General features: G+C 72.4%; 7 protein-coding genes. 3 read left to right on the top strand and 4 right to left on the bottom strand.

Annotated elements, in window-relative coordinates:
* Positions 1-212 precede the first annotated feature (212 nt).
* Genes ACFQS1_RS24980 through ACFQS1_RS24970 form a run of 3 tightly spaced genes read right to left on the bottom strand, consistent with a single transcriptional unit; the run spans position 213 to position 5,815 of the window.
* Positions 213-3,044 (bottom strand): Hsp70 family protein, encoded by a 2,832-nt coding sequence (locus tag ACFQS1_RS24980; protein ID WP_378972609.1) that lies wholly within the window; start codon positions 3,042-3,044, stop codon positions 213-215.
* Positions 3,045-3,060: 16 nt separating this feature from the next.
* Complete coding sequence (locus ACFQS1_RS24975) at positions 3,061-4,113, bottom strand: COG1470 family protein (protein WP_378972601.1); 1,053 nt, start codon at positions 4,111-4,113, stop codon at positions 3,061-3,063.
* A 25-nt stretch (positions 4,114-4,138) separates the two neighbouring features.
* Positions 4,139-5,815 (bottom strand): transglycosylase SLT domain-containing protein, encoded by a 1,677-nt coding sequence (locus tag ACFQS1_RS24970; RefSeq protein ID WP_378972599.1) that lies wholly within the window; start codon positions 5,813-5,815, stop codon positions 4,139-4,141.
* Between the two features lie 203 nt (positions 5,816-6,018).
* Here ACFQS1_RS24970 and ACFQS1_RS24965 point away from each other — a divergent pair, with 203 nt between their 5' ends.
* From ACFQS1_RS24965 to ACFQS1_RS24955, 3 genes are read left to right on the top strand one after another with little or no spacing between them, the layout of a single operon-like run.
* Positions 6,019-6,639 (top strand): response regulator transcription factor, encoded by a 621-nt coding sequence (locus ACFQS1_RS24965; RefSeq protein ID WP_378972597.1) that lies wholly within the window; start codon positions 6,019-6,021, stop codon positions 6,637-6,639.
* Between the two features lie 4 nt (positions 6,640-6,643).
* Positions 6,644-8,578, top strand: a complete 1,935-nt coding sequence (locus ACFQS1_RS24960) for an ATP-binding protein (RefSeq protein WP_378972595.1) — start codon at positions 6,644-6,646, stop codon at positions 8,576-8,578.
* 4 nt (positions 8,579-8,582) lie between these two features.
* The gene (locus ACFQS1_RS24955; protein WP_378972593.1) at positions 8,583-9,149 is read left to right on the top strand and encodes a Pvc16 family protein; all 567 of its coding nucleotides are present in this window, start codon (positions 8,583-8,585) and stop codon (positions 9,147-9,149) included.
* Positions 9,150-9,182: 33 nt separating this feature from the next.
* Here ACFQS1_RS24955 and ACFQS1_RS24950 read toward each other — a convergent pair whose 3' ends face one another.
* The gene (locus ACFQS1_RS24950; protein WP_378972591.1) at positions 9,183-12,830 is read right to left on the bottom strand and encodes an eCIS core domain-containing protein; all 3,648 of its coding nucleotides are present in this window, start codon (positions 12,828-12,830) and stop codon (positions 9,183-9,185) included.
* Between the last annotated feature and the right edge of the window lie 58 nt (positions 12,831-12,888).

The raw sequence follows: 12,888 nt of genomic DNA, 5'->3' as shown, positions 1-12,888 counted from the left end.
CGGCGATCACCGCAACCCCCATTTTTGATCACGAGTCGCGGCGCCCACAGTCCATCCCCCGCCCCCGCACTTGGGTGGGGCCGAGTAGAGCAGGTGGGTACGACAAGAATTCGTCGCTGTCCACCGAGGGCCGGGCGGGCGCGTCGGACCTTGACCCCGAATAGTCGCTAGCGCCGCCTCAGTTCTAGCGCCGCCTCAGTTCTCGCGCGGTCTCAGAACCAGCAGGGATGACCCTCGCGGCCGCCCGGCGCCGTCAGCACCTGCTCGCCGGTGCCGTCCGCCCGCATGGCCACCACGGTCGGCTTGTCGTAGTCGCCACGCACCATCGCGAACCAGGTGCCGTCCGGCGACCAGGTCGGGTCCATCTCCCGCGCCGGGTTGGAGGTGACCTGGTGGGGATTCTTGCCGTCGATGTCGACCATCCAGATGTCGGAGGTCTTGCCGTTGTCGAGCTCGCGGGTGAAGAGCACCTTGTCGCCCTTCGGCGAGTAGACCGGGTCGTTGGCCGGACCCACCTGCGGCCCGGTGATCTGCCGCCCGGGCTCCTCCGGGTCGGCCACCTCCAGCTCGAAGATCTGCTTGATCCCGTCCTTGTTCAGCCAGTACAGGATCGTCCGGCCGTCCGGCGACCACATCGCGTCGTCCTTGACGGTCGACGAGTGGGTCAGCTGCTTGATCTCGCCGGTCGCCAGCGTCAGCACGGCGATCTGATTGACGCCGCCGAACTTCTTCATGAAGGCGATCTTGGTGTCGTCGGCGGACCACGCGACCCGCCCGCCGGCGTCGTCGGCCACCCGGCGCCGGTGGCTGCCGTCGGCGTTCATCACGTAGATCGAGCTCTTCTTGCCGTCGGCCGACGAATGGGTGAGCGCGATCTGGTCGCGGTCGTGCGACCACTTCGGCAGGACGTCACCGTTCTGCGTGTTGGGCAGCAGGGTGCGCTTCCCGGTGCCCGGCGTGAAGTAGTAGATCTTCGACTTGCGCCCCGGCGGCTGGCCCGGCCCGGTGTCGACCCGGACCAGCATCGTGTCGGTCGGCAGCGCCCCCTGCTCCTGCGCGGCGGCCGAGACGGGCGGCGTGGTGGGCGTCGCGGGCGGCGTGGCCCCGCCGGCGGTGTCGTCCTTCTGGTTGAGCAGGATCAGCGCGGCCGTCGTGCCGCCGGCCAGCAGGGCGACGGCGAGCGCGCCGACCATGACGATCCGCGCGAGGTTGCGCTTCTCGCCGCCGGGCGGCGCGGGCAGCGGCGGTGGCGGCCAGGGGATATTGGTTCCGCCCTGCCCGGGTACGCCCTGCCCGGGTACGCCCTGCCCGGGTACGCCCTGCCCCGATACGCCCTGTCCGGGTATGCCCTGCCCCGGTATGCCGTGGCCCGGCTCGCCCTGCCCCGGCACGGCCTGTGCGCCGTTGCCCGCCGCACCGAACGAGCCGCTCCCCGCGACCCCGGGCCGGCCGCCCGCGCTCGGCGGACCGCCCCCGGGTGGCGGGGCCGGAGTCGTCCCCGGGATGGGGGCCGAGCCGGCCGCGTAGGAGACCGGTGCGCCGGAAGGGCCGCTCGCCGGTGCGTTGCCGCCCTGGCCTGGCGTCGTCCCGGCATAGTTCGATGGTCCGCCGCTGACCGGCGCGTTGCCGCCGTATGCCGGTGCGGCCCCGCTGACCGGCGCGTTGCCGCCATATCCCGGCGGGGCCCCGCTCACCGGCGCGTTGGCGCCGTATGCCGGTGCGGCCCCGCTCACCGGTGCGTTCCCGCCGTACCCCGGCGCGACCGGGATGGTCCCGCTGCCGCCTTGCGCGGGTGTCGAAAGCCCAGCTGCTGCTCCCGCTGCCCCGGCGGCGGCTGCCCCCGCCGTCCCGCCGCGCTGCGGCGACGACACCGGCGAGTACCCGCCGGCCGGCATGTCCACCAGGGTCGCGGTGCCGGGCCGGGCCTGCTCGCCGGACGGCCGGGGCGGCGGCACCGCCCCCGAGAACGGCGATCCGCCGCCCAGCACCGAGGCCGTAGCCACCGCCGCGCCCATGGCGATGCTGTGCTCCGGATGCGGATCCGCCACCACCGGGCGCTGGAACTCGGTCGACAACAGCTGCGACACCAGCGGGATCCGGGACGACCCGCCGGCCAGCAGGATCGCGCTCAGCTGGGCCGGCTCCACCCCCGCCCCGCGCAGCGCCCGCGACGTCGCCGCCACCGTGTCGGCCAGCGACGGCTGGATCATCGCCTCGAGCTCCGAACGGTTCAGCCGCACCCGGGTGTGCAGCCCGGGCAGCGCCACCGGGATCATCGTCTCGGTGTCGAAGGACAGCGCCTCCTTGGCCTCGACGCAGTCCCGCCGCAGCCGGCTCAGCGCCGCCACCGCTTCCGGGTCCGCCGGGTCCATCCCGTCGGCCTTGCTGCCGAGGACGCCCAGCACGTAGCCGAACACCGCCTCGTCGAAGTCGATGCCGCCCAGCTGCTCGATGCCCTCGGGCTCGCCGAGCACCACGAAGCCGTCCCCGTCGCGGCGCAGCACCGCGGCGTCGAAGGTCCCGCCGCCGAGGTCGTACACCGCGACGGTCTCGCCGTCGGCGATCCGCCGGGCCGTGGCGTGTTGCAGCGCCGCCGCTTCCGGCTCGCTGCGCAGCCGCACCGGCCCCGCGTCGGCGAGACGCACCGCCTGATCGAGCTGCTCCTTCTTGTACGGCCCCCAGTTGGCCGGGTGGGTGATCGTGATCGCCTGCGGCGGGCCCTCCTGCAGCCGGCCCACCGTGTCGAGCACGTGCCGCAGCAGCTTGGCGGTGAGCGCGTGCGCCGAGAACGGCGACCCGCCCACCAGGATCGGCACCGGGTCGCCCATGCGGCGCTTGAACTCGCGCGCCAGCCGGGCCGGCTCGGACTGCCCGCGCCGCTCGGCCGCCTCGCCGATCAGCAGGCCGCCGTCGGGCTTGACGAAGACCAGCGACGGGATCTCGGCGCGCCGTCCGCCCAGGCGCGCGACCTCGACCCGGCCCTCCGCCCAGACCGCCGCCGCGGTGTGGGTGGTGCCGAGGTCGATCCCCAACCCGTACTGCATCCGCACGCTCCCGAGCCTAAGACGTGACCCGGCACTTCGGAGCCACCGCGCGCCACTGCGCGCAGTAGGCCTCCGCCTGTGCCGTTCCCTGGAAACCATCCTGCAAGAGCACGTAGAAGCCGCCCTGCTCGTCGGAGAGCACATCCGACGCGAGGCTGTCGACCAGCCGTACCGGCATGCCCTGCGCGGCCAGCTTCTGTTGTTCGGCCTGTGCCGCGGCCCGGCCGCCGTCCGCGCCCCGATGCGGGAAAACCTCGATCAACGCGTACGGCCGGTTGACGGTCGCCGGGGCGACGGCCGGCGTGGTGGTCGCCGCGTTCTTGCCGCGGAACGAGAACAGGTCCTTCCCGCCGCCGTTGAGCGCGATCGCCGCGGCCGCCGCCACGCAGATCAGCGCCGCGACCGAGGCCAGCACGAACGCGCGGACCAGGGGCTTGCTGCGGCCGGTCGCGACCTGGGTCAGGTAGGGCTCGCGCTCGGCGTCGTACACGTCGCTGACCTTGACCACCAGCGCCCACGACCGCGGCTGCCCGGTGATCGGCCGCCCCGGCTTGGCCCGCACCGTCACCTGCGCGTTCGCCCCCGGTTCGAGCAGCACCGCGTCCGGTTCCACCTGGACCGAGCCGGCCGGCGGGTCGAGCTGCGCGGTGATCCGCAGGGGCGCGGCCCGCTGCGTGTCGTTGGCGAGCCACAGGTCGTACGTGCCCTTCTCGCGCCGGGCCGCGAGCGAGCCGGTGACCGGGACCGGCAGCGCGACCTTGAGCAGCGCGGTCGCGAAGCCGGCCGGCTCGCCGGTCGACGCCTCCTCGGCGTGCACGGTGAACGGCACCAGCGAGGAGCTCGGCGGCTGCTCGGGCGGCGTCTGCAGGACCACCCCGACCTCGGCCGTCTCGCCGGGCGCGAGGCTGAGCGACGGCGGATCCACGGTCGCCCACCCGGCGGCGCGCCCGCGGGCCAGGAAGATCCGTAGCTCGAGCGGCTGCGCGTACGGGTTGCGCAGCTGGACGGGTACGCGCGTGGGCACGCCGGGCGCCAGGGCCACCGGCTCGTCGGGCAGGGTCAGCTCCACGTCCACGATGGTCGCATCAACCCGCTCACTGAAGATCGGTGACGTCGGTTAGCTGACCGCCCGGCAGCTGATCGAGAGCCGATGACACCCCCGGCTGCTGCCCGAACGTCCCGGCCGGCTGGCCCAATGAGTTGACCGGCTGGCCCAGCGGGTTCTGGCCCAGCGGGTTCTGGCCCAATGGATTTTGGCCCAGCGGGTTCTGCTGCTGCTGGCCGAGCGCGCCCGGCTGGTGCAGCAGCGGGTTGTCGTTGGGGTCGAGCGCGTTGGAGCCCGAGTGGTACTCGAGGGCGTCGCTGAAGCCGTCGGAGTCGGAGTCGGCGACCTGCGCGTTGAGGCCGAGCACGCGTTCCAGGTTGTCGTCGAGGCCGTCGGCGTCGGTGTCGGTCTGCGAGATCGGGGTGAGCGAGCCGTCCATGTGGCCGTCGTTGTCGGAGTCGGGCGAGCGCGGGTCGAGGCCCTGGGCCAGCTCGAACGCGTCGTTCAGGCTGTCGCCGTCGCTGTCGGCCTTGCGCGCGTCGGTCCCGTACGTGATCAGCTCTTGCGCGTCGGTCAGGTTGTCGCCGTCGGTGTCGGCGCGCAGCGGATCCATCCCGTAGCGGCGCTCGAGCGCGTCGCTGAGCCCGTCGCGGTCGGAGTCGGGGCCGCCGAGCTGCGGCGGGGGAGGGGCCGGCTGGAACGGCACGGTGGTCGGCAGCGTCGACTGCGGCACCAGGGTGGACAGCGGCTGCATCACCGGGTTGGCGATCGGGGTCGCGGTGCCGTCGGAGATGCCCGGGATGATCGCCGCGAACTCGAAGCGGTTGCCGGCGTTGGACTCGCGCACGCCGGCCCGCGGGTTGGCCGCCTCGACGACCTTGCCGTTGCCCAGGCTGATCGCGACGTGCGCGCCCGGGGTGCGGCCGTCGCCGGGGCGCGGCTCGCGGTCGAACGAGAACAGCAGCGCGCCCGGCGTGTTCTTGGCCTGGGCCGGGTCAATCAGCAGACCTTTTTCCTTGAAGTGCAGATATTGCGCGGTGGCGCCGTCCGGGATTTTCGCGCCCGCCTGGAAAGCGGCCCATTGGGTGAATTCGGAGCAGTCGAAAACGTTCGGATTGGGGTCGCTCAGCTTCACCTCGGCGCCGAACACATACCGATCACCAATTTGTGCCTTGGCAACATTCAGGAAGGTGTCGAGTGCGGGGTTGCTGCCGCCCGGCGCGGCCTGCGGGGTGGCCAGCGCGGCCGGCGTCGAGGACGACGGCGAGCCGGCCACGTCGTGCACCGGCACGCCGGCCGGGTCGTCGCCGTCGTGGGCCGGCTTGTGGTCGCCGTAACCGCGGGTGCCGGTGAACACGCCGCGGCCGGGTCCGTCGCCGTACGCGATCGCGGCGGCCTGAGCGTCCTCTTTGAACCGGACGTACGGCGAGCTGAGGCCGCCGTGCGTCGTCGTCCACGGCGAGATGTCCTCGCCGCGGTGGGAGATCTCGAAGGCGGCCTTGGCGTTGTCGATCGGGTCGTAGAGGTTGTACTTGGTCAGGAAGCTGGGGTGGGCCTTGCCGTTGATCTGCCAGAGCCCGCGGGAGTCCTCGCCGACCGGGTTGTGTGCCTTGGAGTTGCCGCCCGACTCGGCCAGCGCGATCGCGGTCATGGTGGCCGCCTCGTCCGGCGAGAAGCCGGCCCGGCGGGCGAAACCGTAGATCTGTTCGGCGGAGTACCTCGGCATGTCCCGAGAGTAGACACCGCCGTCCAGCTTGTATATGTAGGCCACTCTGTATACGTGCCGACCCGGTTGCACGAAAGGGCAGCGAAAGGGGCAACAGAGTTGGATCAACGACAGAGCCGATCGAGCTATTGTATTGATCGACTTTTCCGGGCCATCATGTCTGGGCAGTCGCCCGCACATCGGGCGCTGACCAGGGGGAACGCATGATCTCATCACGGCCGCCGACGGTCTGGATCGATGACAGCCATGCCATCGTCCGGCGCGGCATGGCCGCGTGCCTGCAGCAGGCCGACTTCGTCGTCCGCGGCGAGAGCGCGGCGCTGTCCCCCGAACCCGCGATCAACGACCTCGACGTGCTCGTCTTCGAGTACGCGGGCCCGACCCTGCGCCGCGCGGTGCGCCTGGTCGACACGCACGGCACCCGCCTGGTCGCCACCGTCCGCGAGGTCACCGAGCAGGCCGTCCGCGAGATGGTCGACGCCGGCGTCAGCGCGATCCTGCCGCACCGCACGCTCACCGCCGACACGCTGGTGACCGGCCTGCGCTCGGTCGTGGCCGGCAACGTCGCGCTGCCCGCCGACATGCTGTCGCGGCTGCTGCTGCACGTCACCCAGACCTCGCATCTGGGGCCGGCCGGGCTCAACACCCGGGAGCGCTCGGTGCTGCGCCTGCTCGCCGACGGCATGGACACCCGCGGCATCGCCGAGGATCTGTGCTTCTCCGAGCGCACGGTCAAGAACGTCGTGCACGACGTGCTGACCAAGCTGAACTGCCGCACCCGCGCGCAGGCGGTGGCGGTCGCCACCCGCGAGGGCGTGATCTGACCCGGTGGTCGAGCCCTGGACCGTCCTGGCCGACGCGCTCCTGCAGCGCGAGGCCCTGATCTGCCGCCTGGCCGAGGGCCGGCCGCCGCGCGACTTCGCCGGCCTCTACGTCGCCGACGAGGAGGTCGAGCGGCTGCTGGGCACGCTGCCCGGCCTCGACGGCCCCGGCCCCGAGCGGGTCGCCGCCGTGCGCGCCGGCGCCGCCGCGCCGATCCGGAAGGCCCGCGCCGCCTTCGCGGCCTTCTTCGGCGCCGACCCGGCGCCCGCGGCCGACGCGCCCTTCGGGCAGTTCGGCGACGTCGCGAAGAACGCCGGCCTGACGAGCGGCGAGGCCGAGGTGCTCGCCCTGCTCGTCGCCGTCGAGATGTCGCCGGCCCGGCAGCGCCTGGTCGCGTACATCCAGGACTCGGTGCAGCTGCCGCGGCTGACCCTGTCCACCCTCAACCGCATCTTCGCCGAGGACGACCACGCCGGCCCCCGCGCCCTCGCCCCCGGCGGCGGCCTGATCCGCGCCGCCCTCGCCAAGGTCTCCGGCGACGGCCCGTGGGCGACGCAGACGGCCGAGCCCGCCGCCCGCCTGATCTGGCATCTCGCCGGCGACGACTCGCCCGACCCGGCCCTCCCGCCGGGCACCTCCCGCCGGCCGGGCGACCTCCCGAGCGAGCCGGAGCTGCTGCTCGTGCACGGCGGCGACCGCGAGTCGCGCCTGCACGCGCTCGGCGGGCGCGGCCTGCTGATCGCTCCGCCACCCGAGACCGACGCGGCCTGGCAGGCGGTCGTCCGGGAGGCGACGATCACCCGCTGCACGGTGGTTCTCGACCTGGCGGGCCCGATCACCCCGGTCGGCCGCGACGTCGTCCAGCGCGCGACCCACCTCGGCTGGGTGCTCTCGTCCCGGGGCGAGCAGCCGCTCGAGTCCGTGCCCGACCGCCCCTGGCGCGAGATCGCCGTCCACGACGGCGCCGCCGGGCCCGACGACTGGCAACGCGCCATGGGCCGCGACCCCGATCCCGCCTACCGCCTCAGCCGCGAGCAGCTGCGCCTGGTCGCCGCCGCCGCGGGCGCCGACGGCGGCCTGGTCGCTCCGGCGGTGCGCCGCCTGGCCGGCGGTCATCTCGACGGCGTGGCGGTCCGGATCCGCCCCCGCCGGGCCTGGCCCGACCTCATCCTGCCGCCCGAGGAGGCCACCCAGCTCCGCGAGCTCGCGTCCCGCCACCGCGAGCGCGACACCGTCTACGGCCGGTGGCAGTTCCGCGCCACCGCGAGCACCGGCGTGGTCGCGCTCTTCGCCGGCCCGTCCGGCACCGGCAAGACGCTGGCCGCCGAGGTCGTCGCCGGCGAGCTGGGCCTCGACCTGTACAAGGTCGATCTCTCCGCCGTTGTCAGCAAGTACATCGGCGAGACCGAGAAGAACCTCGAGCGCATCTTCGGCGCCGCGGCCGCCGGCGACCTGGTCCTGTTCTTCGACGAGGCCGACGCCCTGTTCGGCAAGCGCTCCGAGGTCAGCGACGCCCACGACCGGTACGCCAACATCGAGGTCGCCTACCTCCTGCAGCGCCTCGAGACGTACGACGGGCTGGTCGTGCTCGCCACCAACCTGCAGCGCAACATCGACCCCGCGTTCCTGCGCCGGATCTCGGTGGCGATCGACTTCGTGCCGCCCGAGGAGCCCGAGCGCCGCCAGATCTGGTCGCGCGCGTTCCCGCCGACCGCCCCGCTCGCCGGCGACCTCGACGTCGAGTTCCTGGCCCGCCAGTTCAAGATCACCGGTGGCGTGATCAGCAACGCCGCCCTGGGCGCCGCGTTCCTGGCCGCCGCCGAGGACAGCCCGATCACCATGCGCCACGCGGTCCTGTCGGTGAAGCGCGAGTTCCAGAAGCTCGGCCGGCTGCGCACCGAGAAGGAGTTCGACCGCTACTTCGACCTGGTCAAGGAGTAGGCCGATGCTGCATCTGCTGGACGAGACGCTCGAGGCGTTCCTGCGCGACGTCGTGCCCCTGCCGGCCCGCGACGTCGACATCGCGTTCGAGGCCCCGGACGGCGAGTGGTCGGCCGCGCTGTCCACCAAGCCGACCGTCGACCTCTATCTCTGGGACATCCGGCCCAACCTGTCCGAGCGTGACTACGGCGAGGTGATCGTCGAGGAGGAGGACGGGCGGCGGTACCGGCGCGATCCGCTGCCGCGGGTGGATTGCCGCTACCTCGTCACGGCCTGGACCAGCGAGGTCCGGGATGAGCATTCGCTGCTCGGGGACGTGCTGAACGCGATGCTCCTGCACCCGGTGATCAGCAAGGAGCATTTGAAGGGCGCGTTCGTGGACGTGCGGCCGTTGCCGAGCCTGCGGTTGCGCAGCGGTGACGGGTCGGAGAACTCGGATTTCTGGTCTGCTCTGGGTGGGCAGCTCAAGCCGGGCCTTGATCTGGTCGTCACGGTTACGGTCGATGCCGCTCTGCGCGCGACTGCCGGCCCGCCCACCCAGACGATCACGGTGCGCGCCAAGGATCGGTGAGATCCCGGACCGACGCGCGCCGGTCGCCGGGGGCTACACCAGGACGGACATCTTCTCGTAGTGGGCGAACGCCTCCTTGCGCTGCTTCTCCTTCTCGGCATCGGTCAGCGCGACCGGCGCGCAAGAACCCAGCTTCCACGCCGACGCGACGGCTGATACGTCCTCGACCGTGGTGCAGTTGGCCAGCAGCTGCTTGGTCTCGCGGTCGTAGCCGAGGTACGCCTTGTCCCAGGAGATGAGCCGCTCGAACTCGCCCGCGACAGTGGCCAGCGACGCGGCGCAGTGGCTGCACGGGCTGAGGTTGATCTGGATCTCGACCTTGACCAGCCCGTCCGGGCTCTCGGTGCGGAACCAGTCGAGGAACTGCCGCTCGGCGTGGCTGTCGTTGGTCTCGGGCACCGGCGCGCCGGTGTTCCAGCTCGCCAGTTTGACCTTGGTGGCGTCCGCGGGCGGCTGGAGCATGAGCAGGCCGCGCCCGCCGCCGCCCATCTTGCCGCGGCCGGGCAGGAAGTTGGACGGGGGCGGCGCGATCAGGGCGGCCTTCTGGCGGCCGTACTCGTCCTCGGTCTCGCTGCCGCCGCGGCCCTTCGGCACGTTGTCGTCGTAGAAGTTGCGGTCGGCGGCGAAGCCGGACGCGGCGTCGGCGTCGGCGAAGTGCATGGTGACGCGCAGCCGGCAGGCGGCCATCGGCGTCTTCGCGGCCGGCGGCCCGGTCTTCTTGCCGACCTTCACCTTCGGGCTGGCCGCGGCCATCAGGTACGAGTTGCCGGCCTCGTCGTACGGCGTGAACTCCAGCAGCGACAGGCCCTGCGGCGCCAGCTCGGCCCGGATCGCCGCGAGCGCCGCCTCCATCTTGGCCTCGTCGTCCAGACCGGACAGCGCGGCGGCCGCCTTCTCGCCGGCGACCGCCCGCACGTCGTTGGGGTCGGCGGCCTCGCCGGGCGCGCCGGCGCCGCCGACGCCGAGCGCGGACAGCGCCGACTTGCCCAGCTGCATCGCCTTGGCGAACAGCCAGTCGAGGGCCTTGTCGATCAGCTCGCGCAGCCGGCCGATCAGCTCGACCAGCTTCTCCGGCACGTCGCCGAGGCCGACCTGGTTGGCGAGGAACCCGATCGCCACCGGCACCGCCGACGCGAGGCCGCGCTCGACCTTCTGCGCGCCGGCCTGCACGTTGCCGGCGGCGACCGCGGCGAGCGTGGTCACGTAATCGTTGACGATCATGAGAATCTCGCGGACGTACTCGATCACCGACTGGACGGCCTTGAAGAACGCGATCGAGCTGTTGACCACGGCCATGATGCCGGTCGGGTCGAGCATCGAGATCAGCTTGACGGTGGCCTTCTCGACGATCTCGCCGACGATCCAGTCCTTGACCATCCCGAGCAGCGTGTCCCACAGGTTGCCGAGCTGGCCCTCGACGTGCTTCCAGATCGCGCCGACGCCGTTCTCCTGCACGTCCTTGACGAAGTCGAACGCGCCCTCGGCCATCGCCACGCCCTGGCGCAGCTTGTCGGCGACCTCCGGGCCGACGTGGTCGCCGAGCTTCTGCCACAGCTTGTCGGCGGTGACGCCGAGGACCTGCAGCACGAGCGTGAGGATCGAGCCGAACGACAGGTCGGGCGGCTTCGGGATGCCGAGCGCGCCGAGCCCCCGGAAGATCCAGTCGGCGAGCCCGGAGAGCAGGTAGCCGACCGCCCGGTCGACGAAGCCGAGGAAGCCCCGCTTGAGGGCCTCGAGCATGTTCACCAGGAAGGCGACCGGGTCGCGCTGGATCTCCTCGATCGCGGCCATCGCCTTGTCGATGATGCTGCCGAGCAGCTCGGGCGGGAAGTTCATGAGCCGCAGGATCAGCGTGACGACGACCTTGAGCACCTCGACCGCGAACTCGGCGATCCGCCCCAGCGGCTCGCCGAACTGCTCCAGTATCCGGGCGAAAGCGCCGAGCGGGTTGACCAGATCCTCGAGCGAGAGCGAGTCCCAGATCGCCCGGAACGTCCCGGTGATCATCTCCAGGCTGATCCCGAGACGGCCGAGCGCGCCGGAGATCTGCGCGGCCGCGTCGGCGATGACGCCCGCTTCCGCCAATTTCCGGTACGTCGCCTCGCCGCCCGGCAGCAGCGCGATGAACCCGCCGATCAAATTTTCCGCGGTGCGCGGGACCGCCTTGCCGGTGATCGGATCCTGCCCGAGGATGACCGTCAGCAGCCGGAACCCGCGCAGCTTGGCGCCCTCGCGGCTGAGCCACTCCAGCAGCGCGTCCTTGATCAGCTTGACGACCTCGGCGAGCACCTCGGACGCGAAGACCCCGACCCGCGCGATCAGCCCCTGTGCCCGCGTGGCCAGCGCCGACAGGTTCGCCGCCAGGTCGGCGACGTTGGCCGGCTGGATCGCCTCCCACCCGGCCCGGAACAGCGCCGACAGCTCGCCGAGGATGCCCAGGAACTGGGCGATCCGGGTGTCCAGCCAGTCGGCCGTCTGCTGCAGCGTCCCGCGCTCGCGCATCTGGGCGAGCGCGTCCTGCTTGCCGATCAGCGTGAGGAAGTCGCTGAGGATCTCCACCGTGGTCGCCTCGACCGGCGTGCCGCGCAGCGGATCGAAGTGCAGCACCTTCTTGGCCAGCTCCCACACCGGCGTCCCGGCCAGGTGCTCCTCGGCCAGCCCGGCCGCCGCGTCCCGGATCAGCTGCACGATCGCGTCGTAGATGCCCTTCACGAAGGCGAGGGCGTCCGCGTACAGCCCGCTGACGTGCCGCCGCACGATCGCGATGGCGCCGTCCGGATCGGTCAGGTCGATCTCTGCCCAGGCCTGGTCGATCTCGGCCTGGATGCGTTGCAGCGTCAGGTTGTGCTGCCGCAGCCCGTCGTCGATCATCCAGAACGCGCCCTGCACGAGGCCGAGCTCGATCAGCTTGCCGGCCACCACGTTGCCGAACGGCACCAGCCCCAGCACACCCCGGGTCAGGTTCTCCGGGCCGCGATCCACGGTCCGGTTGGCGATCGGGTCGTACCCGGCGACCACCGTCAGCATGTCGTAGCCCGGCACCGTCCGCACCAGATCGGCGATCGCCCCGGACAGGATCCCGCCGCCGTCCCGCTGCAGTACAGCGCGATATACGCCGACCCGGGTCTGCTGCACGACGTGCGTGGCCTCGTGCGCCATCAGCGTCAGGTCGGCCGCGGACTCGCCCGCGCCGAGGAAGATGTGCTCGCCGGCCGTGAACGCCCGCGCTCCCAGTTGCGCCGCCGCCAGCTGCGCCCGCGGGTCGTCGTGCACCCGCGCGTTCCGCAGCGGGACCCCGAGGTACGCCTCGATCCGTGCCCGCACGTCGTCGGGGATCGGCCGGCCCGGGCCCGGCGACGCGATCGTCCGTTCCAGGCCGGGCGGCGGCTCCGGCGGTTCACCCGCGTCCGCGGCCGGCGTGACCAGGCGGGAGATCGAGGGCGCCGGCCCCGGCGATGGGTCGAGGATCCCTTCGGCGACGGCGTCCGCCTGCCGCTCGTACGCGTCATGGGGTTGGGAAACGGAAAGCTTGGGCTGGGTGAGGAGCCTTGCCACCGCTCGGTTTCCGGCCGCCGGGCCGTCGTTGTTTTTGATCGTACGGGCGGGGGCGTTCACGACCGCGGTCGCGGGGCCGGCCGGCTTCTCGCCCGGGATCGGTCCGTGCCGATCGGACAGCTTCACCCGGCCCACCTCCCGGATCACATCGTTGCGGCGGCCCGCGCGACCCGGCAAGGGGCGC

Origin of the sequence: Paractinoplanes rhizophilus, from assembly GCF_042664765.1 — a bacterium.
Classification (GTDB): Bacteria; Actinomycetota; Actinomycetes; order Mycobacteriales; family Micromonosporaceae; genus Actinoplanes; species Actinoplanes rhizophilus.
The sequence above is the reverse complement of the archived record's forward strand: the minus strand, read 5'-3'. Positions and strand labels throughout refer to the sequence as shown.